Source organism: Bacillus sp. BPN334 (assembly GCF_008368885.1).
Lineage (GTDB): Bacteria > Bacillota > Bacilli > Bacillales > Bacillaceae_G > Bacillus_A > Bacillus_A wiedmannii.
The window spans coordinates 1-19,138 of the sequence record NZ_QOZW01000005.1 but is presented as its reverse complement, the minus strand read 5'-3'; the positions used below and the strand labels follow the sequence as shown (position 1 = coordinate 19,138).

At 35.4% G+C, this 19,138-nt stretch carries 25 protein-coding genes and 1 pseudogene; 13 read left to right on the top strand and 13 right to left on the bottom strand.

Translation table 11 applies throughout. From position 1 onward, the window contains the following. Window positions 1-36: 36 nt before the first annotated feature. The 3 genes from DN393_RS04285 to DN393_RS04275 all read left to right on the top strand — a co-directional run bounded on the left by DN393_RS04285 (window position 37) and on the right by DN393_RS04275 (window position 1,499). Window positions 37-450: a carboxymuconolactone decarboxylase family protein gene (locus DN393_RS04285; protein ID WP_098653912.1), complete on the top strand. Its 414-nt coding sequence runs from the start codon at window positions 37-39 to the stop codon at window positions 448-450. A gap of 10 nt (window positions 451-460) precedes the next feature. Beyond that, a complete protein-coding gene (locus tag DN393_RS04280; protein WP_064476710.1) occupies window positions 461-1,015 on the top strand; it encodes a cysteine hydrolase family protein in 555 nt (184 codons plus the stop codon). Between the two features lie 85 nt (window positions 1,016-1,100). Beyond that, window positions 1,101-1,499: an SseB family protein gene (locus tag DN393_RS04275; protein ID WP_000435201.1), complete on the top strand. Its 399-nt coding sequence runs from the start codon at window positions 1,101-1,103 to the stop codon at window positions 1,497-1,499. A gap of 27 nt (window positions 1,500-1,526) precedes the next feature. Here the strand turns inward: DN393_RS04275 and DN393_RS04270 are convergent, their stop codons facing one another. Continuing rightward, window positions 1,527-2,447 carry a S66 peptidase family protein gene (locus tag DN393_RS04270; RefSeq protein ID WP_064476709.1) on the bottom strand — a complete coding sequence of 307 codons (921 nt, stop codon included), beginning with the start codon at window positions 2,445-2,447 and terminating at the stop codon, window positions 1,527-1,529. Window positions 2,448-2,562: 115 nt separating this feature from the next. Here DN393_RS04270 and DN393_RS04265 point away from each other — a divergent pair, with 115 nt between their 5' ends. Then, window positions 2,563-3,657 (top strand): NAD(P)H-dependent flavin oxidoreductase, encoded by a 1,095-nt coding sequence (locus tag DN393_RS04265; RefSeq protein ID WP_064476708.1) that lies wholly within the window; start codon window positions 2,563-2,565, stop codon window positions 3,655-3,657. A 17-nt stretch (window positions 3,658-3,674) separates the two neighbouring features. Here DN393_RS04265 and dltD read toward each other — a convergent pair whose 3' ends face one another. The 5 genes from dltD to DN393_RS04240 form a co-directional block, all read right to left on the bottom strand. Further along, window positions 3,675-4,850, bottom strand: a complete 1,176-nt coding sequence (gene dltD, locus DN393_RS04260; RefSeq protein ID WP_064476707.1) for a D-alanyl-lipoteichoic acid biosynthesis protein DltD — start codon at window positions 4,848-4,850, stop codon at window positions 3,675-3,677. Next, window positions 4,847-5,086, bottom strand: coding sequence for a D-alanine--poly(phosphoribitol) ligase subunit DltC (gene dltC, locus DN393_RS04255; RefSeq protein WP_000807310.1), 240 nt, complete (start codon window positions 5,084-5,086; stop codon window positions 4,847-4,849). The genes dltD and dltC overlap by 4 nt, the downstream gene beginning before the upstream one ends. A 68-nt stretch (window positions 5,087-5,154) precedes the next feature. Beyond that, window positions 5,155-6,321 (bottom strand): D-alanyl-lipoteichoic acid biosynthesis protein DltB, encoded by a 1,167-nt coding sequence (gene dltB / locus DN393_RS04250; RefSeq protein ID WP_064476706.1) that lies wholly within the window; start codon window positions 6,319-6,321, stop codon window positions 5,155-5,157. Continuing rightward, window positions 6,318-7,832, bottom strand: a complete 1,515-nt coding sequence (gene dltA, locus DN393_RS04245) for a D-alanine--poly(phosphoribitol) ligase subunit DltA (RefSeq protein ID WP_064476705.1) — start codon at window positions 7,830-7,832, stop codon at window positions 6,318-6,320. The genes dltB and dltA overlap by 4 nt, the downstream gene beginning before the upstream one ends. 12 nt (window positions 7,833-7,844) lie before the next feature. Next, window positions 7,845-7,991, bottom strand: coding sequence for a teichoic acid D-Ala incorporation-associated protein DltX (locus DN393_RS04240; protein ID WP_000440293.1), 147 nt, complete (start codon window positions 7,989-7,991; stop codon window positions 7,845-7,847). A 328-nt stretch (window positions 7,992-8,319) separates the two neighbouring features. Here DN393_RS04240 and amaA point away from each other — a divergent pair, with 328 nt between their 5' ends. The 5 genes from amaA to DN393_RS31395 all read left to right on the top strand — a co-directional run bounded on the left by amaA (window position 8,320) and on the right by DN393_RS31395 (window position 11,389). Continuing rightward, window positions 8,320-9,489, top strand: a complete 1,170-nt coding sequence (amaA, locus tag DN393_RS04235; protein WP_064476704.1) for an N-acyl-aliphatic-L-amino acid amidohydrolase — start codon at window positions 8,320-8,322, stop codon at window positions 9,487-9,489. Window positions 9,490-9,715: 226 nt separating this feature from the next. Next, the gene (locus tag DN393_RS31400; protein WP_064476703.1) at window positions 9,716-9,892 is read left to right on the top strand and encodes a hypothetical protein; all 177 of its coding nucleotides are present in this window, start codon (window positions 9,716-9,718) and stop codon (window positions 9,890-9,892) included. Next, window positions 9,885-10,331, top strand: coding sequence for a flavodoxin (locus DN393_RS04230; RefSeq protein ID WP_000041146.1), 447 nt, complete (start codon window positions 9,885-9,887; stop codon window positions 10,329-10,331). The genes DN393_RS31400 and DN393_RS04230 overlap by 8 nt, the downstream gene beginning before the upstream one ends. 24 nt (window positions 10,332-10,355) lie before the next feature. Further along, window positions 10,356-11,129 (top strand): hypothetical protein, encoded by a 774-nt coding sequence (locus DN393_RS04225; RefSeq protein ID WP_048561412.1) that lies wholly within the window; start codon window positions 10,356-10,358, stop codon window positions 11,127-11,129. 98 nt (window positions 11,130-11,227) lie between these two features. Next, window positions 11,228-11,389, top strand: coding sequence for a hypothetical protein (locus tag DN393_RS31395; RefSeq protein WP_064476702.1), 162 nt, complete (start codon window positions 11,228-11,230; stop codon window positions 11,387-11,389). A 2-nt stretch (window positions 11,390-11,391) separates the two neighbouring features. On the opposite strand, the gene DN393_RS04220 is transcribed toward DN393_RS31395, so the two are convergent. Then, window positions 11,392-12,294, bottom strand: a complete 903-nt coding sequence (locus tag DN393_RS04220) for an aminoglycoside phosphotransferase family protein (RefSeq protein ID WP_064476701.1) — start codon at window positions 12,292-12,294, stop codon at window positions 11,392-11,394. Between the two features lie 83 nt (window positions 12,295-12,377). On the opposite strand from DN393_RS04220, the gene DN393_RS04215 reads away from it, so the two are divergent. After that, window positions 12,378-12,896 carry a hypothetical protein gene (locus DN393_RS04215; RefSeq protein ID WP_064476700.1) on the top strand — a complete coding sequence of 173 codons (519 nt, stop codon included), beginning with the start codon at window positions 12,378-12,380 and terminating at the stop codon, window positions 12,894-12,896. A gap of 63 nt (window positions 12,897-12,959) precedes the next feature. Here the strand turns inward: DN393_RS04215 and DN393_RS31390 are convergent, their stop codons facing one another. From DN393_RS31390 to DN393_RS04205, 3 genes are all read right to left on the bottom strand, one after another. Further along, window positions 12,960-13,109, bottom strand: coding sequence for a hypothetical protein (locus DN393_RS31390; protein ID WP_064476699.1), 150 nt, complete (start codon window positions 13,107-13,109; stop codon window positions 12,960-12,962). Window positions 13,110-13,127: 18 nt separating this feature from the next. Next, window positions 13,128-13,301 carry a hypothetical protein gene (locus DN393_RS04210; RefSeq protein ID WP_064476698.1) on the bottom strand — a complete coding sequence of 58 codons (174 nt, stop codon included), beginning with the start codon at window positions 13,299-13,301 and terminating at the stop codon, window positions 13,128-13,130. A gap of 70 nt (window positions 13,302-13,371) precedes the next feature. Continuing rightward, window positions 13,372-14,736: an MATE family efflux transporter gene (locus tag DN393_RS04205; protein ID WP_064476697.1), complete on the bottom strand. Its 1,365-nt coding sequence runs from the start codon at window positions 14,734-14,736 to the stop codon at window positions 13,372-13,374. Window positions 14,737-14,917: 181 nt separating this feature from the next. On the opposite strand from DN393_RS04205, the gene uppP reads away from it, so the two are divergent. Next, complete coding sequence (gene uppP, locus DN393_RS04200) at window positions 14,918-15,712, top strand: bacitracin resistance undecaprenyl-diphosphatase (protein ID WP_064476696.1); 795 nt, start codon at window positions 14,918-14,920, stop codon at window positions 15,710-15,712. A gap of 29 nt (window positions 15,713-15,741) precedes the next feature. On the opposite strand, the gene DN393_RS04195 is transcribed toward uppP, so the two are convergent. Together DN393_RS04195 and DN393_RS04190 are read right to left on the bottom strand one after the other, a co-directional pair. Beyond that, window positions 15,742-16,329, bottom strand: a complete 588-nt coding sequence (locus DN393_RS04195; protein WP_002070995.1) for a thioredoxin family protein — start codon at window positions 16,327-16,329, stop codon at window positions 15,742-15,744. Between the two features lie 33 nt (window positions 16,330-16,362). Continuing rightward, window positions 16,363-16,793 (bottom strand): annotated as a pseudogene (locus DN393_RS04190) (regulatory YrvL family protein). 162 nt (window positions 16,794-16,955) lie between these two features. On the opposite strand from DN393_RS04190, the gene DN393_RS04185 reads away from it, so the two are divergent. Both DN393_RS04185 and DN393_RS04180 read left to right on the top strand, forming a co-directional pair. After that, window positions 16,956-17,375 (top strand): MarR family winged helix-turn-helix transcriptional regulator, encoded by a 420-nt coding sequence (locus DN393_RS04185; RefSeq protein WP_000081442.1) that lies wholly within the window; start codon window positions 16,956-16,958, stop codon window positions 17,373-17,375. Between the two features lie 136 nt (window positions 17,376-17,511). Further along, entirely contained in the window at window positions 17,512-17,667 is a 156-nt protein-coding gene (locus DN393_RS04180) for a hypothetical protein (RefSeq protein WP_000184929.1), read from the top strand. A 22-nt stretch (window positions 17,668-17,689) separates the two neighbouring features. On the opposite strand, the gene DN393_RS04175 is transcribed toward DN393_RS04180, so the two are convergent. Beyond that, window positions 17,690-18,925 carry a dicarboxylate/amino acid:cation symporter gene (locus tag DN393_RS04175; protein ID WP_098111732.1) on the bottom strand — a complete coding sequence of 412 codons (1,236 nt, stop codon included), beginning with the start codon at window positions 18,923-18,925 and terminating at the stop codon, window positions 17,690-17,692. Window positions 18,926-19,138: the final 213 nt, after the last annotated feature.

Here is a 19,138-nt window from a genome sequence, read left to right as displayed (position 1 = left end):
TATTTTACAATAAAACAGAAGGAAATAGGAGGGAAAATGATGGAGAGAATTTCATTATCAAATGTAGGAGATACAAAGTTTCAAAATTTATTAGGCCATAATCTGGATATATTACATTCGTGGAGTACGTTAGAGGATACACTGTACAATAAAGGAACACTTTCAGCAGAGTTGAAGGAGCAAGTGAGAAGAACATTAGCGTATGGGAATGAATGTCCGTACTGCATGGCAAAGGGAAGACCTGATGATGTGCAAAAGGCAGAGGAGATTAGTGTAGCCGTTACTTTTGCGCATACATTTGTTCATGATCGAAAGGCGATAGATGATAATATGTTTCATGTATTAAAACAATATTGGACGGAAAAAGAAATTGTAGAACTTTGCGCTTATATTTGTTTTATTACTGCGTCGCAGCAACTTGGTTTTGTATTTCAACTACAACCAAATTAAGGAGAAAATGATGACTAATCAAATAGCACTTATCATAATTGATGTACAAAAGGCGTTTCAATTACCATACTGGGGTGAGAGAAATAATCTTTTTGCTGAAGAAAATATGAAAAATTTATTAGAAGAATGGAGAAGAAGGAAGCGACCAGTTTTTCATATTCAACATGTAAATAAAGAAGATGTTCAGTCGATGTTTTATCAACAAGCAGAAACAGTAAACTTTAAAGAAGAAGTGAAACCACTGCCAGATGAAATAATTATTCGGAAATCCGTTAATAGCGCGTTCATTGGGACAAATTTAGAAGAACAATTAAGAGAGCAAAAATGTAATACGGTAGTGATTGTAGGATTAACGACAAATCATTGTGTGGAGACTACAACACGAATGGCAGGTAATTTAGGATTTACAACGTATTTAGTGAGCGATGCGACGGCTACATTCAATCGTAAAGGTCTGGACGGGGCAGAGTATAGTGCAGAGGACATTCACAATATGACACTTGTAAACTTACATGATGAATTTGCTACGATTGTAACGAAAAAAGAAGTATTAAAATTATTTTAAGAAAATAATTGCGAATTATGTAGAAAAAAATAAGAATATTTCGTATAATCTAAGTACAATCATTTTGAAATAGGGGTGGCATCATATGGAGCAAATTCCGGTAAAGAGAATAGAAGAAGTACTTGTTGTAGCAGGGGACGATAAACAGAAGCAAAAGGAATTTTATGAATTGCTCTTATCTACTGAGTTTTATGTTGCTGGTTCACTAGAAGCAGAGGACGGGGCAACAGAAGGAATACTTCGCTTGCGTCATTTCCAAGGAGAGGGTAGATGGATCGTTCCGTTCTTTACACAAATGGAATTTGTAAAAGACGTGTTGCCAGAAGGAACGCCCCTTATTACGATACGTGGAAAAGAATTATTTGGTAGCATTGAGAAAGATGCTACAGCAGTATTAAATGTTGGCACTGATATAAGTAAAACATTTATTCCAGAAGAAGTTGCAGATATCGCATCTGGACGAATTTTTAATTATTATAAATAAAAGGAAAAGCGGAATCGCTTTTCCTTTTTAATTTGAATACGGATTGGCTACGCCAGAAGAAATAGAGAGTGTTTTATTATTTGTATTTATTGTCGCTGTAGCTCCAAGAGGAATCCCGATGTTTGGGTTTATATGTCCAATCGGTAAACCGAATAGGACAGGTATATGATATGGTGCGAAATATTCATATAGTATTGTTTGCAATGATTGAGATGGTTTAGAAGGAGTGCAGTCGTGACAACTTGTAAAAATAACACCGCTACATTCATTAAACTTGCCAGATAAAAGTAGCTGATTTAACATGCGGTCAATGCGATACGGTTCTTCCCCAATGTCTTCAAGCAACAAAAGTTTATTAGCCGTATTTATCTCATAGGGTGAGCCAATTATACTCGTTAATACAGTTAAATTCCCTCCCGCCAATGTGCCTGTAACTGTACATGGAGAGGTAGGTACGATACATTCTGAAGCAGATAAGATGTTTGAATACGGATGGAATAGTTGATTGAAAGAAGATAAAGAAAGAGAATCTACACCTTTACCTAATTCTTCAACCATTGGACCATGAAAAGTAACAAGCTTTGCATAACGTGAAAAGGCAGTATGTAAAGCTGTAATATCGCTATATCCCCAAAAGATTTTTGGATTCTGCTGAATGATTTCATATTGAATGTGAGGGAGGAGACGGGCACTTCCATAACCACCTCGTGCACAGAAAATGGCCTTTACTTCATTATTTGTAAATGCTCCATGTATATCATCGAGCCGAACTTGATCACTTCCAGCTAAATATCCATATTTCTCATAAACACTCTTCCCGATTACTACAGATAAATCCATTTCTTGTAATAGGGTTACCCCTTTTAATACATTTTCAATTGTTGGTGGGCCGGACGGTGCAATAATCATTACTGTATCACCTTGTTGTAACGCATTTGGATATATCATTGTTTTCAGCCTCCTTCCCTTTCAATATATTCGCTTCCTATGAAGTTCAACCCTTGTAAAAGAAGGGGAAAGTTTGTCAAATAAAGAAGATATAAGGGGAATAGGAGGAGAAATGATGTTTACAAGTCGCGTAATAGATCTATTACAAATTAAGTATCCCATCATTCAAGCAGGTATGGCAGGTGCGATTACGACGCCTGAGCTTGTTGCAGCTGTAAGTAATAGCAGAGGACTAGGAACGCTTGGAGCAGGCTATATGAGCCCTGAGCAAATTCGTGAAGCAATTTATAAAATAAGGGAACGAACTGATAAGCCTTTCGGTGTTAATTTACTGTTAACGAAAGAGATACAGATAGAAGAAGAGAAAGTAAACTTGGCAAAGGTATTACTTAGCGGGATGAATAGAGAATTCGGTATAGGGGAAGAAGAGGCGATAAAGCTCCCCAAAAGCTATAAAGAACAATTACAAGTGTTAATAGAAGAAAACGTACCAGTCGTTAGCTTTGCATTTCAAACGTTAGAAAAAGAAGAAATAGGTGACTTAAAAAGAAGAGGAATAAAAGTTATCGGAACAGCTACTCATGTGACAGAGGCGAGGGTGCTTGCTGAATTAGGAGTAGACATTATTGTCGGTCAAGGTAGTGAGGCAGGAGGGCATAGAGGAACGTTTATTGGGAAAGAACAGGACGCTATGATTGGTACGTTTGCATTAATTCCACAGTTAGTAGCAGCAGTCCCGCATATCCCGATTGTTGCAGCAGGTGGTGTAATGAACGGACAAGGGCTTGTTGCAGCATTTACACTGGGGGCAGAAGCTGTTCAAATGGGATCAGCCTTTTTAACGAGTGAAGAAAGTATTACGCATGATGTGTATAAAGAAGCAGTGTTACATAGTACAGATACGAGTACAACTGTGACCCGTGCGTTTTCCGGGAAATATGCGCGGGGTATTCGTAATGAATTTATAGAGAGACATGAAGGGAAAGAAGAAGGGCTTCCGATGTATCCAGTGCAAAATGTATTAACCTCTAAAATACGCCAAGAAGCAGCAAAACAAAATAAAGGAGAATACATGTCGCTTTGGGCAGGGCAAGCGTCATCATTAGCACGAATAGAATCAGCTCAGCATGTAGTGGAGCGAGTTATGAAAGAAGCAGAGAACGTAATCGAACAATTACAAAATATATATAGAAAAAGACCACTTGAATAATTCAAGTGGTCTTTTCATTAGTTTGCTTTATAAAATTGTTGGATGGCCTCATCGATATAAACCCAGCCTTTCCAACCTAAATGCATATGATCTTTTAAGAAGTATTTATCATACTCATGATTCGAGAAGTCGGCAATTGGATAGCCAGCTTTCTCAATTTGCTCATGAACTTTCTTATAGTACAATTCGCGACGTTCTTTCGGGAATCCAGCGTAATCGTACCAAGGACCTTTTACAGGAACAGAAATGAAGAGTGGTTTTGCACCAGATTGTTTTAATAAATCAAGTACAATTTTTAAATCTTCATATTCTGGCGATTGATCATAAGCATCATTTTTTAAGTAGCCTTCACGTTGCTTTAATTTCTTCTTAATTTTGCTATTGAAGTAATCATCTTCGATACCATATTCGTTAGATCCTGATTCTACTGCACCCGTTTGATCTGCATGTTTACGAGCCTCGTCCCAATTCATTTGTTTTAATGAAGGGTCAAGTTTTTCTTTATGCGGTTTAATATTAAACATTGCTGTAAATAAATCTTTACGATCTAAAATGTTACGATAAATATAAGCGAAAGGTTTAGCAGCAAGTGCTTTTACTTTATGCTTTGTATCATCATAAACGATACCTTCAAGCGAAATTTTTAGTAAAGTTTCTTTCTTAACAATCTCAAAGTTTAATAAACGTTTTGCGATTTGCTTTTTCATTTCAGGCTTTAAGTCATCATTGAAAAGCAAGTGATAGCCTTGTTGTTTTGAGAAGTTAGGTGCAAAGTGTGTTTCATCAATACCTTGTGGTACAAACCATTGCGGAGAAAGAACGAATACCATTTTCTTATCTTTCAATTGATCCATAGTAGATGCAAAGTTTAACACATGTACAAGGTCTTGTGTTCCCCCGCGTCCAAGCAGGAATGGTGTGAACCCTTCAGGCTTTACTTTGAAATAATTTGATGGATGGAAAGCATCCATACGTGCGAATTCCGATGAACCGTACATCGGAAGGTATTTCGGGTCTGCTAACATCTTTTGCTGTAAAATCATACTTTGAATCTTTTCTTCTTTTAAAGAAGTGGCAGCTTGTTCTACTTTTTCATCACTTAAAAGTGGAAGTAGGAAGCGCGTTGGAATAAGTAAGAATACAGCAAAAAGGGCCAATGCTAAAAGCATCGGACCGAATTTTGCTTTGTTCATCGGATTTCTTCCAACTTCTTAATAACCATGTTTGGTGTAGCCCACTCGTCACGGTCAAAATCAGAAATAGAAACTTCAATATCTAAACGCTCTTGGAATTCAACTAATAAAGATACTACAGCGAAAGAATCAAGAATACCTTCTTCAAATAATTGAACATCTAAGTTTTCTTTCACAATATCGTTTTCACATACTTCTTCTAAAATATCTAATACTTGCTCTTTGAATTCTGCCATTTTTAAAATCTCCTTTATATCCGAAATATATTATATGTGCAACTTCTTACTAGTATAAGAAGGGTGCATTAAAAGTATCTGTTAAGGTGTCCAGAGAAAATTAGGAAACCGAAACATACAACGTGGAACGTAATTACAATCGCAAGGACATGTGTAAATTTATTGTTTGGCCAAAACTTATGCTTCTTGTTTTTTCGTTCGAAAATATCGAATAAAATAAACAGTGCGGCATGATATAGACCATAAATAACATACTGCGCAACAGCGCTTCCTTGGATGTGCCAAATTCCCATGATGAAGAAGTTTAAAAATGCACCGATATACGAAATTGTGTAGCGGTTTTTAATTAACTTTTTCTTCGTTGCAAAAAAGACGAAACGCATGTAAATAAAATCACGGAACCAGAATGATAAACTCATGTGCCAGCGGTTCCAGAAGTCTTTAATGTTACGACTAAGGAATGGCTTATTAAAGTTTTCAGGAGTTTTAATTCCCATCATGTAACTGATACCAATTACGAACGCACTATAACCTGCAAAGTCAAAGAATAATTGCATGCTAGTAGCGTACATAAAAATCGTATTAGATAAAAGTGTATCTTGATTGGCGAATACTGCCTTTACAAGATATGTTGTTATCAAGTGCGCGATTATAAATTTATACAGAAAACCTTGAAAAATACGGTTAAGCCCTGTATATAGTAACTTTTGATATTCTTCAGCGCTAGGTGGCTTTTGGATATCTTTTTGGAATCTACGGTAACGATCGATAGGTCCGCTTGAAATCGCAGGGAAGAATAAAACAAACTCCCAGAAATTAAAGAAGGAAAGTTCTTTAATTAAATTATCACGAACTTCAAAGACCATTTGTACAGCTCTAAATGTTACGTAAGACATACCTGCGAAAACAATAAAATGTAATTCAGGTACAAATGGTGCGATTTTTGCCAAAATAAGTGGCAAAATCGATAAAATAACAGCTATACAAAACATGAATGTACTATTCTTTTGTTTTCTTAAAATTAAATAGCCTTTAATTAGGGCATATTGCCAAATAATAAATGCGGCTAACATAATCGCTTGCTTCGGTTTATCCGAGAAGATAATAGCAATCATGACTAATGTTAAAACGGCATTATATTTACGCAACATTTTACCTTTTAATCCAGCTATGATAGTAGGTATTAATAAAATGCCCACTATAGCGAAAAAATAAAATGATCCATATGCGGTCATGCTGTAACCTCACTCAATAATTTTTTGCGATCTACCTTTCCATTTGGTGTCATTGGAATAGAAGATTGATACATGAATTTACGTGGAATCATGTAATTTGGTAATCGCTCATTGAGTTCTTTTTTGATTGCAGATGTTAATTTGAATTCTTTTTCAAACGAATGCTCTCCAGGAACAACAACCGCTAATAAGTAATCATATTTTTCACCTTTTTTAATTGGAACAACAACTGCACCTTCTACGTAAGAACACGCGCGAAGATGATGTTCGATTTCTTCTAATTCCATTCGATAACCATGAAGCTTAATTTGGAAATCAAGACGACCATTATAGAATAGAAGACCATTTTCTACATAGCCAGCATCACCTGTTTTATAGGCACGCTCACCATCAATCATGGTAAATACTTTTTCTGTTAATTCAGGGCTTCCTAAATAGCCAACGCTTACGCTTGGACCGACAATTACGATTTCACCTTTTTCACCGTCAGGTGCAATTGTACCATCTTCTTTCATAATAAGAAGGCGACAGTCTGATTTACAGTAGCCAACTGGAAGTGATTTGTATTGATTAAGCACTTCTTCTGTAACGTGAATGCCTGTTACAGCAACAGTAGCTTCTGTTGGACCGTACGTATTCATAATTGCTGCTTTCGGGAAACGCTCAATTAATTTTCTAGCTACTTCATTTGGCAACACTTCACCGCAGAATAAGAATGTTTTCATGTTTGGTAGCATACTTTCAGAGAAAGAGGCTTCCATTAAACACATTTCTGCGAAAGATGGTGTCGAAGTCCATACTTGTATATCCGATTGCTCTAAAGAAGCAAACAAGTCTTTTGGACGTGCAATCATGTCTTTATCGATTGCCCATAGTGTGCCACCCGTTACTAATGATGGGTAAATATCCATTACAGATAAATCGAATGAGAAAGGTGCTTGGTTTAAGAATACTTGCCCTGTTTGTAAGTTGAAATCTTCTACAGCCCATTTTGTAAAGCTAACAAGACAGTTATAAGTAATCTGAACCCCTTTCGGATTACCTGTACTTCCTGATGTGTAAATAATGTAGAAGTTCTCATCACCTTTTACCGCATGTTCAGGATTTGGAATGTTCCCTTTATGAGTAAAGAAAATATCTTTTAAGTTGTCTTCACTTACGATACGAACTGGTAAATCAGTTACAGTTACTTCAGTTCCTGATAAAAGTAGTTTCGCACCAGAATTTTCAGCGATACGTTGTACACGATCAGCTGGGATAGATAAATCTACAGGAATATAAGCATGCCCAGCTTTTACACATCCTAAAAAGTTAATAATCATTTCAGGTTGCATATGGCCATACACCATAATTGGTGAACGATCATCTGGATACTCAGAAGAAATCCAATGTGCTAACGCATCAGAATCTTCCTTTAATTGTTTGTACGTAATTTTCGCATCTCGCCAAACAAAAGCAGTTTGATCAGGCGTTTCAATAGCCCACTTTTCAATTTGTTCTAATAACTTCATAACGTTCCCACCCTAAAATTCGTTGTAAATAAATGTACTTGTGTTTGTATCATGGAATCCATACAACCAAAGCAATGCAAATAAAATTGCAAGGTAATAAACCGTCTTTGCAACCCATTGTGTGAGTGGTCGAGACCATATCTCTTTTAATCTTTCCATGTCTTTCCCTCTCTTAATGAAATGATAGCTCTTTGTAGGTATCATGTCCTACATTATTGTGAAAAAAACAAAATTCCACATTTTAGGTAAAAATAAGTCAAAAGGCTCTTTTCTGATATTAGCACTAAATACTAAAAAAGAAAATCCCTAACTTAGCAATTATATTACATTCAGTATGAATTTGTAATGGGTTTGACATGTAAATAGGAAGTGGATTGTGTGAATGTATAAAAGTGGTCTGGGAGAATGTATAGAAATGTAATATTTGTTTGAGTTTTTCATAGTTAATGTATGAATTGTTAAAGTTTCATAAGAGGAGGAATTTCTGATGAAGAGGATGTGGAAGGATCTTATTTCAGAAGAAAACATTATTAAGTGGAGACAGCATTTTCATAAATATCCGGAATTATCATTTCATGAAAAAGAAACTTCACAATTTATATATGATACATTATGTTCATTTTCTTCTTTTGAAGTAACGAGACCGACGAAGTATAGTGTACTAGCAATTAAAAGAGGGACGGGACAAGGGAAAGTAGTTGCGATTCGAGCTGATATAGATGCTTTACCAATTCAAGAAGAGACAAGGAAATCTTATACGTCTGCGAATAAAGGAATGATGCATGCATGTGGGCATGATGCTCACGCAGCTATTTTGTTAAGTACAGCGGAGGTGCTATCAAATATAAAGGAAGATTTCGTAGGTGAGATTCGTCTCTTCTTTCAGCACGCAGAAGAGGTGTATCCTGGCGGGGGACAAGAAATGGTTGAGGCAGGCGTGATGGATGGTGTTGATTATGTAATAGGTTTACATGTTATGTCTGGATTGGAGAGCGGGAAAATCGGAATTGCGTATGGACCGATGATGGCGGCACCAGACGTATTTACAGTTGAAATTCAAGGGAAAGGAGGGCATGCGGCGAGGCCAGAAGAAACGATAGATCCTATTGCTATCGGAGCGCAGATTATTACAAATTTACAACATATCGTATCAAGAAATACAAGTGCTTTCATGCAAAGAGTTGTTTCAGTTACGCAGTTTCATGGGGGAATGGCTGATAATATTATTCCTAATGCAGCAACTTTAATGGGAACTGTGCGTTCTTTTAATCAAGCGTTAAGAATAGAAGCAGAAGAGAAAATTGAGAAAATCGTGAAAGGAATCACAAAGGCACATGGAGGAAAGTATACATATACGTATCGATACGGATATGATCCGGTTATTAATGATGAATATATTACGAAAGTAGTAGAAGAAAGTGCACTACATTTGTTTGGGAATGAGCGTGTTGTGAAGCTTGAACCTTCTATGGGAGGAGAAGATTTTTCAGCATATTTAAGAAAGGCACCGGGTTGCTTCATTAAATTGGGGACGGGGAATGAAAAGGTAGATACTTGTTATCCGCATCATCATCCGAAATTTGATGTAGATGAATCAGCTTTAATTTATGGAGTGGAATTATTTTTAGAGACAGCGATAAGACTACTAAAATCATAGAAAAGTATAAAAAAAGGCAACTGCGCTCTATCGCAGTTGCTTTTATTTCTTTCCGTCAGAGAGGGCTGAGAAAGAACTATGCTCATTTATAGTATATGAATAGCTAACGGACAAGCTTGTACATTTTAATCATTTTTTAAAAAATAGTTATTGACATTGATAATCACTGTCAATTAATCTAAGGGTAGTTGAAATTGATAATTATTATCAATAGGATGGATGAGACATGTTAATGAGAAAAAAATTTCACCTTCTGCGGAGGGGATTAAAAGATAAAAATAAAGATGTTGATCAGCATATGGAATGGCAACGAAATGTAATTCGTTCTGAATATGTAGATGAGAAGAGTACGCTTCCAACAGAAAAAGAGATACAAGGTAAAAGGAGAGATTTAGTTGAGTAAGTTAGTAATGATTTTTGCAAGTATGAGTGGAAATACAGAGGAAATGGCTGATCATATTGCGGGTGCAATTCGTGAAACAGAAAATGAAATTGAAGTTATCGATATTATGGATTCACCAGAAGCTTCTATACTAGAACAGTATGATGGAATTATTTTAGGTGCTTACACTTGGGGAGATGGTGACCTTCCTGATGATTTCTTAGATTTTTATGATGCAATGGATTCTATTGATTTAACCGGGAAAAAAGCGGCAGTATTCGGATCATGTGATTCGGCTTATCCGAAATACGGCGTGGCGGTTGACATTTTAATCGAAAAGCTACAAGAGCGCGGAGCTGCAGTTGTGTTAGAAGGACTAAAAGTAGAATTAACGCCAGAAGATGAAGATGTAGAAAAATGTTTACAGTTTGGAGCTGAATTTGTAAAACACCTTTCTTAATGGCAGAAGGGAGATGAAGAGCAAGTGCATGAGAAAATCGCAATCAAAACGATGACAGATTATCATTTGTATGATTTTATGCGTTGTCCGCATAAATTTTATTTCCGTCATATAAAAAGAAGAGAACCTTCTTCATTTGAATGGCAACAAATCGCACAAATGATTGTGAATCGAATTATTAATGAATATTACACACTACCTGCGGGCCAACAAACGAAAATCGTACTTTTAATATTAATAGAAAAGTATTGGAAAAAAGTAAGGATTAATATGTTTGCTTCAAAGACGGAGTATTATATTGTGTTAGCGAAGTTAACGGATCACTTATTACAGTTTGTTGAAAGAGATGATAGTCAGACACCGCCGTTATTTTTATATGAAAAATTTCAAACATATATGGAAGAGTTAGGTGTCCACATGTCATTGACATTAGAAGTTGGTGAGTGGAGTACTGAGTCGTTTGTAATTAAAAAGTATGTTGTCGATGCGGATGAGGAAATGCTTGCTCTTTGTCAAAAGTTAATGACAGTATTCAGTTATAAAGCTTTCGGAATTCTTCCCGGAAAAATTGAAGTTATTAATTTAATAGAAGGAACTAAGTATGAGTACATTCCGAAACAGGAAGATATTATAACTGGCATGGCTGATTTATCTAGAATGAAAGAAATGTTGCAACAACCTGAGCATTATACAGAGCGTCATTTTCGTTCTGAGTGTATGAGTTGTGCGTTTCGTAGGGAATGCCAAGGGGAAGAAGTAAAGAAAGAAGCGAAGCAGAAGAAAAATATCGTACATTAAAGGATGCAATTTTGCATCCTTTTTTGTTATTGACATGAAAAGCTTTTCATCATTTACCGTATATTTGTAGCAGATTTTAATAAAGGGAGGAATAATCAATGGAAGATGAAATGAAAGTATTTCAATGGTTAAAAGAACAAAATGCTCCTTTTGGGATTCAACTACAAATTTTACAAGCATTTCAACTGTATAAAGTCATTGTTGAAATGGATAAAAAGTTAATGATGTATGAGGAAAGAGAGTATAGGGAGAGAATATAATCTCATCCCTGTAGTATTAGTTTCAGTTTTTTAGTACCTGCTAGGAATTCAAGTTCATTCTTTGTTTCAAAGTTATAAATAATATTATGTAGTAAAGGGCTGTACCGATAAAAACTCGTGATGCGGTGAATGAGTAATGGATCATGGTGTGAAGTAAGTGTACAGTATTGTTCATATACTGATGTAGTAAATTCATGCCCGAAATCATAATATAGCCCAGCAAAGTCAAAGGCGGGATCTCCAATTTGAGCATCACCCAAATCGATAATCCCTGAAATATCTTTATTTTGGTTATCAAATAAAATGTGATGATGTGTAAAATCAGCGTGAATAATTGTATTTTGAAAAGTGGTTGTATCGATACAAGTAAAGAAATTTTCGAACAAACGATTTAAAGATGATTGCTGGAACGAAGTAAGACTATTAGTAACATACTGATTTAACTTAGTTTGTAGCTTTTTCCAGTAGGTAAGTGTTTTTTCAACAGGGAATCCTAACGTTGTACCTTGTTTTAAAGGAATACTATGTAGAGTCGCAAGGAAGGTGGCTAATTGTGTAATAAGTGCTTCCCGCTCTTGTTTTTCTAGTGTAGTAACTATTTCTGGTTTTAACGGCTCACCATGAATGAGTGTATAGTAACTACAAAGTGGAACCGCATCAGCATTATTGCTATATAATAGGTGATACTGTGGGACCTCAATTTCATGTAGTGAACAAGAGAGAAGTGTGCACAGTTCTTTTTCTAACGGAATTCGCATTGCATATTCCTGTTTTCGCGGGAAACGAAACAGTAGTTCATCATTGATAATAACCGCTACATTATCCCATCCTTCTTCATTTTGTTTATATGAATGTATAGAAAGATTAGGCAAAGCTTCTTTTATATATTGTTTGTAAGAGTCCATAATTGTTCCTCATTTCTATGTTAACTTATTCCACTTTATGATATCAGAATTTTCTTTCTATATGTTAAAATATACCTATCATTATGAAGAGGGGCGGGAGTATTATGAAGAAAAGACTATTCATCACTTCTTTATGTATCGCTTTTGGATTGTTTTGGTCATATAAAGAAGAGGTTTTTGCTAGCTTTAAACTGATTGATCAGTACGGATTAAATAATGAATTAAAGAACAAAAGTATAGAAACTTTAACTCATAATGAAATGAAAAAGGTAGGAGAACATTTTGTGACAGAGCAATTATCAGTGTTTGGGCTTAATAATAAAGAAGATGTGAAACGAAAAGGTGAAGAACTATTTGTAAATAGAGGATATGAACAATTAATAGGAAATTATTATCCAAATCGGTTTCGGGATTTAGAGTATAAATTTATAAACGAGGACATACGTGAAGTGACGGATGAAAGTTTTCGTTATCAAACTGCAGCGTACGTTGCGGGTACTGAAAATGGTAAGAGAAGCGAAATGAAATTGAATTATGAAATGAAAATTGTAAAGGTTAATAATATATTTAAGGTGTTAGAACAAAAACAGTATGTACAATAAAGTGAAACATGAATCAGTGCTACAAATAGCGGATAAAAAAATCCCCCAGTTCTTTGAGGGATTCTAAAGGTTTTCATTTTGTTGACCAAGTTCTTTTTGAGCAATATATAAATTTCCTTGCTCGACTTGTTTTTGAGTAAGAACAGAATCACCTGCATACCCTTTTTCTATTTTCACAGTTTTTTTTGAACGATTGGAATTTTGTTTCTTCATATAATAGACCACCTTCCATCAAAAATAAACGAAAATGATGAGTACGAGTAACACAGCGGCAAAAATGGTAATGCCCATTAAAAAAGAAGTGTTTTTATATTTAGGTGTCTTATGTACATCTTGCCGATATGCAGGTGAAATTTCAGGGGCGAATTCTTCATCGAATGATTGCTTTTTTTCTTTTTCGTCCATATGTATCCACCTTTCTTTTTCATTATGTTATACGTTCAAAGAAAAAATATGCATAAAGAAACCCACCCCTCTATCGTGAGCGGTGGTTTTCTGTTGTATATTTTCTTTGAACTTGAAAGAGACGGACAAGAAGGAAGGTGGCGCCAAATGCTAGACCGATAATAAGACCGATCCAATATCCTTTTGCTGCCCAGTCAGTGTAAGTTGCTAATATGTAACCGAGAGGGAGACCTATTACCCAATAAGCGATTAATGTCATAATTAAGGAAACATTTACGTCTTTATAACCACGTAGTGCCCCTTGTACAGGAGTTGCAATTGCATCTGAAATTTGAAATAAAATCGCAAATATAAGAAATTCTTTTGCTAAATGATGAACTTGTATATCTGTCGTATAAATAGAAGCAATTGCATCATCAAAGAAATAGAGAAGAATTGAATATAATAGGGCGAATGCAAGTGCTAAGCCAATCCCGATAAATCCATATTGTTTTGCGTTATTGAATCGCTTTGCTCCAACTTCGAATCCAACAGCGATGGTCATTGCCATTGCTAAACTTAAAGGAGTCATATATAACAAGGAAGCGAAGTTCATAGCTGCTTGATGAGCTGCGATTGTTGTCGTACTAAAATTACTCATCATAAGTGTCACTGCAGCGAAAATACTCGTTTCAAAAAAGATAGCAAATCCGATAGGGACGCCAAGTTTTAAGAATTCATTCCAACTTGAAAGAGAAGGACGATATAATTGTTTAAAGATATTGAAAGATGCGAAAGGCTCTTTCGTACGAATAATAATAACGGTAATAATTAAAATGCACCAATAGGTTGCTGCAGAAGCAATTGCCGCCCCAACACCACCGAGTTTTGGAAAACCGAAATGACCAAAAATTAATACATAATTTAATACTACGTTAATTGGTAATGATAGTAATGTAATGATCATCGTTGTGCGAGTTTTTCCTAATGCATCAATAAACCCACGTAAAACAGTGTAAGTAAATAAAGGGATAATTCCAATTGCAATAATACTTAAAAATTTTGCCGCAATACGTTCCACAGGTTCTTCCAGGCGCATACCGTTTAAAATAGGTGAAACAGCGAAGAAACCGATAAGGATGACCAAGGAACTAGCACAAATTGCTAAATATACTGCTTGTATGACAACTTGGGGAACATCCTCTTTTTTCTTGGATCCAATGAGCTGTGCAACAATTGGAGTGGTAGCCATTAAAATTCCTGTTAATCCGGTACTAACGGGAAGCCATATACTTGTTCCGATAGCAACACCCGCTAAATCAATAGGACTTGCGTGCCCTGACATTGTCGTATCGAAAAAACTCATTGCAAATAATGACATTTGCGTTACGAAAATCGGGAAAAATAGTAATACAAATTGCTTTAATTTTTGTGAGAATGAATTAGTTTCTTTCATAAAATCCCCTTTCCGCTAAAAAAACAAACTCTTACTATCATACAATTTAATCAAAAAATAGAAAAGAAATATGCGCATACAACATGTACAATCAATAAAAAAAGGATGCACTTTAAAAGGGGATAAGGTATTATGATAAGGTGTGAAAAATTACATATTCGTTATTAAGGAGGCACTACTCGTGGCTGATTGGTTAATTGGAATAATCATGGGGGCTGTTGAAGGTTTAACAGAGTTTTTACCAGTTTCATCAACAGGACATATGATTTTAACAGGTCATTTACTTGGATTTGACGACGAGAGAGCGAAAGTTTTCGAAGTTGTTATTCAATTGGGATCGATTTTAGCAGTTGTTGTTATATTTTGGAAGCGTCTATGGTCTTTAGTAGGTATAGGGAAAGTAACCGAGGGACCATCGTTAAATTTATTACATATTATTATCGGGATGATTCCTGCCGGCGTACTTGGCGTATTGTTCCATAGTGCGATTAAAGAAGTTTTATTTGGGCCAGGCCCAGTTGTCATCAGTTTAGTGGCTGGTGGTATTTTAATGATTGTTGCTGAGAAGTTTTCGAAACCAAGTACAGCAAGAACATTAGATGAAATCACATATAAGCAAGCTTTTACAATTGGAATGTTCCAATGTTTAGCGCTTTGGCCAGGATTTTCTCGTTCTGGTTCTACAATAAGTGGTGGTTTATTAGCTCGCGTGTCACATACAGCGGCGGCTGAATATACATTTATTTTAGCAGTACCAATGATGGTAGCTGCAAGTGGTTTAGATTTAATTAAAAGCTGGGATATATTAAGTACGGCTGATATCCCATTATTTGCAACAGGATTTATTACAGCATTCGTTGTTGCGATGCTTGCAATTGTTTCATTCTTAAAATTATTAGGTCGTGTAAAACTAACACCGTTCGCTTACTACCGTTTCATTTTAGCTGCGGTATTCTATTTCTTCTTCATTATGTAATAAAAAAACTGCCGAGTTCGGCAGTTTTTTTATTTTACTACTTTTTCCATCATGCTTTCCATTACATGTTCCCAAAGAGAAGTATCATCAGCTAATGTGGCACGGAAATTAGCGTACATTTCTTTTTGTTTCTCTTCGAATGTTGGATCTTCTTTTTCAGGCAATGTAGCGCGCATTGAAGTTACTAACTCTTGTACTTTTGGAGCGCGTGGTCCCCAAACGGCTTGTTCATTTCCATCTTTATCAATGAAAATAAAGATTGGAATGGCACGTGCTGTTCCATTTGTTAAATATTGATCCATTAATTCTAAGTTTTCATCGCGAATTAATAATCTCATATCAATATTTGCAACTTCAGAAATTCGTTTCATAACAGGTACGCATAAAAGAGCGTCACCACACCAATCAGCTGTTAATACGATAACACGCCAGCCATCATTTTGGCGTTCTTCTAATACAGGAAGTAATTCATTTGGAATTAAAAAGTTATTGTAAATGTGCAGTAGCTCGTATTGATTTACTTTCATTTCATTCACATATGTATCAAAGGACATACCTTTATCAGCCCATTGTTGTAAGTTCATAAGTAACACCTCTTTAGTATGATTTGTTTTCATTGTACCAATTTTTATATAGAAAAGCTTGTATTCTTACTCTTTCTTATCACTAAATAATTTATTGAGTGTGTAAAGGAATAGTGCGACACATAGTTCAGCTATGTTGGACATTTGTACACTCTCTATCCAGTCGTCGGCGGTATGTATGACAAACCAATCTAACGTAATTTCAATTATGGAGAGCAGAGCGATTGAGAGCCAATTGGGCATATTTATCATCATTGGATGAAAGAGCACTTTAAAGAAAATAAATATAAAATATGTAATACCATCTAATAAAAGAATAAGTAAAAAAAGAGTAGTAGAGCTGTTCTTGATGAATATTCTATACCTGTAATATGAAAGATTCCTACATATACAAAGAATATAAATGCAAAAATTATAATGAGAAACAGAATAACAAAACCAATAATCAAAGTCTTATCTTTTAGATTGAGATTAGAAAATTTGTCTTCTTCACTCATTATTCCATCCCCTTTTTCTGGAAAATCAACTTTATTGTATCATGAAATGTCTATTAAAAAACTACGAATTATGGGAAAATAAGGTGACAAAAAGTAAGATTTCATGTAAAATTATTAATAAGGTTTTTATTTAACTAAATGAAATAAAAGGGGCTGTCAAAGTTGTCTCAAAATCGAGAGCAATTAATGGAAGAACTATCGACAAATGTTTTTGCTATGTTCCGCACGTTGCGTAATGATATTGGAAAGATATTTGGTGGTTACATACCGTGGAATGAGTTCATCGTCCTTAGAATATTGAATCGTACGAATAAAGAAATGGTATCACGTGTAGCCAATGAGTTAAATGTGTCGAATAGTCATATTACAGCTGTTACAGAAAAATTAATTAATAAAGGCTTTGTAACCCGTTCACGTTCTACATCAGATCGCAGAGTTGTATATTTAGAGATTACAGAGCAAGGAAAAGATTTAGTTGCAAAAATGGAAGGGGAGAAAAAGAAATATTTACAAGAAAGATTCTCCGCGCTTTCAGAAGAAGAAATGAATATAATGATATCTATTTCTAAAAAACTTATTTAAGTCATTACAAGTAAGAAAACGCTTACGTATTGAAGAAGAAGGCTTTCCTTATATGAGGAAGGTCTTCTTTCGTATGTAAAAGATTATAAAAAAGAAAATATGTAACATACTACTAGTAAAGGAAGGGGGCAAAAATATGACAAATCGAAATGGTAGTAAAGGGAGCGGAAATCAAGGCTCACCAAAATCAGGACAATTTCAGCAAGAGTTTAGTGCGGAATTTGATACTGGTAATGATAACAAAGGAAAAGAATATCGTTCGAAAAAAGGAAGTAAATCAAAAAAGGAGTGAATCATTTCACTCCTTTTTTGATTTAAGATGCTGCAGATTGATCTGTATTATATTTTTCTTCTGATTTTGCGACGATCATTGCACAAATTGCATCACCAGAAATATTTACAGCTGTTCTTGACATATCTAGAATGCGGTCAATACCGATAATTAAGGCAATACCTTCTACTGGTAGATTTACTTGATTTAAAACCATCGTAAGCATTACAAGTCCAACACCTGGTACACCGGCAGTACCGATACTAGCTAGTACAGCAGTTAATACGACGACAGCTAATTGGGACATAGTAAGATCAACTCCGTATACTTGAGCGATAAACACAGTTGCTACACCTTGCATAATGGCAGTACCATCCATATTAATCGTTGCACCTAGTGGTTGTACAAAAGAACTTATCGCTTTTGGAACGCCAAGTTTTTCTTGTGCTGTTTTCATCGCAAACGGAAGAGATGCATTAGAGCTAGATGTACTAAATCCAATTGCCATTACCGGTCCGAAATGTTTAAAGAAACGGACAATACTTTCTTTTGCTAATACCTTTAATAATCCGCCATAGACGAAGACGCCGTGAATAATAAGTACTAGCATAACGACAATCATATACTTGAACATCGCAGCGACGCCTGCAAGACCCATTTTACCAACGGATGAAGCGAGCAATCCAAATGTTCCGATTGGCGCTAATTTCATAACGAGATTAACAAGATACATCATTAATTCGTTGCCCTGTTCAAGTAATGAATGGATACCTTGAACCCGTTTTCCTAAAATAGCTATACCGAGTCCGATTAATACGGCAAAGGCAATAATTTGTAACATGTTTCCATCAGCCATCGCTTTTGCTGGGTTATCTGGTACGATATTTAGCAATGTATCCACGAAAGATGTTTCGGTTTTTGCCCCTTCATATTTAAGCCCTTCTGTTTTAAAGTTACCGCCAGATCCTGGTTGAATAATCAGTGCAAATGTAACTGCAATAGAGATAGCAACGGCTGTAGTTACAAGAAAGAATGAAATTGATTTTAAGCCGATTCTTCCAAGTTGTTTCGGGTCTCCAAGCCCAGCAGCTCCGAGCACGATAGAAATGAATACAACAGGAACAACTAGCATTTTAATGAGGCGAATAAACAATTGACCAAGTGGATTGAACACATATTGGTTTAATGGTTCAAAAATGGATGGTGCAGCTAAATTTAAAGTGAGTCCAACAACTAAACCGAGAAATAATGCAATTAAGATTGCTTTTGTTTGTTTCAATAAAACCCCCCTTATTTTTGTGAAATTGCTTTCTACATTAATTGTACCGAAAAACTACTTGTTTTGACATTATTTTCTGAATATTTTGTATAAAAATTTGTATTTAAATATAGATTGCTTTTGCTAAAGTAAGCAAAAAAGTTGGGGAATCTAGTTAGAAAACAAAGTAGACCATCACATAAGATGGTCTAGGGAAGGGGACAATTTATGTCA

Coding starts and splice junctions, on each gene's coding strand:
- DN393_RS04285 (WP_098653912.1), top strand. CDS start 37: ATGATGGAGAGAATTTCATTATCAAATGTAGGAGATACAAAGTTTCAA.
- DN393_RS04280 (WP_064476710.1), top strand. CDS start 461: ATGACTAATCAAATAGCACTTATCATAATTGATGTACAAAAGGCGTTT.
- DN393_RS04275 (WP_000435201.1), top strand. CDS start 1,101: ATGGAGCAAATTCCGGTAAAGAGAATAGAAGAAGTACTTGTTGTAGCA.
- DN393_RS04270 (WP_064476709.1), bottom strand. CDS start 2,447: ATGATATATCCAAATGCGTTACAACAAGGTGATACAGTAATGATTATT.
- DN393_RS04265 (WP_064476708.1), top strand. CDS start 2,563: ATGTTTACAAGTCGCGTAATAGATCTATTACAAATTAAGTATCCCATC.
- dltD (WP_064476707.1), bottom strand. CDS start 4,850: ATGAACAAAGCAAAATTCGGTCCGATGCTTTTAGCATTGGCCCTTTTT.
- dltC (WP_000807310.1), bottom strand. CDS start 5,086: ATGGCAGAATTCAAAGAGCAAGTATTAGATATTTTAGAAGAAGTATGT.
- dltB (WP_064476706.1), bottom strand. CDS start 6,321: ATGACCGCATATGGATCATTTTATTTTTTCGCTATAGTGGGCATTTTA.
- dltA (WP_064476705.1), bottom strand. CDS start 7,832: ATGAAGTTATTAGAACAAATTGAAAAGTGGGCTATTGAAACGCCTGAT.
- DN393_RS04240 (WP_000440293.1), bottom strand. CDS start 7,991: ATGGAAAGATTAAAAGAGATATGGTCTCGACCACTCACACAATGGGTT.
- amaA (WP_064476704.1), top strand. CDS start 8,320: ATGAAGAGGATGTGGAAGGATCTTATTTCAGAAGAAAACATTATTAAG.
- DN393_RS31400 (WP_064476703.1), top strand. CDS start 9,716: ATGTTAATGAGAAAAAAATTTCACCTTCTGCGGAGGGGATTAAAAGAT.
- DN393_RS31395 (WP_064476702.1), top strand. CDS start 11,228: ATGGAAGATGAAATGAAAGTATTTCAATGGTTAAAAGAACAAAATGCT.
- DN393_RS04220 (WP_064476701.1), bottom strand. CDS start 12,294: ATGGACTCTTACAAACAATATATAAAAGAAGCTTTGCCTAATCTTTCT.
- DN393_RS04215 (WP_064476700.1), top strand. CDS start 12,378: ATGAAGAGGGGCGGGAGTATTATGAAGAAAAGACTATTCATCACTTCT.
- DN393_RS31390 (WP_064476699.1), bottom strand. CDS start 13,109: ATGAAGAAACAAAATTCCAATCGTTCAAAAAAAACTGTGAAAATAGAA.
- DN393_RS04210 (WP_064476698.1), bottom strand. CDS start 13,301: ATGGACGAAAAAGAAAAAAAGCAATCATTCGATGAAGAATTCGCCCCT.
- DN393_RS04205 (WP_064476697.1), bottom strand. CDS start 14,736: ATGAAAGAAACTAATTCATTCTCACAAAAATTAAAGCAATTTGTATTA.
- DN393_RS04195 (WP_002070995.1), bottom strand. CDS start 16,329: ATGAAAACAAATCATACTAAAGAGGTGTTACTTATGAACTTACAACAA.
- DN393_RS04180 (WP_000184929.1), top strand. CDS start 17,512: ATGACAAATCGAAATGGTAGTAAAGGGAGCGGAAATCAAGGCTCACCA.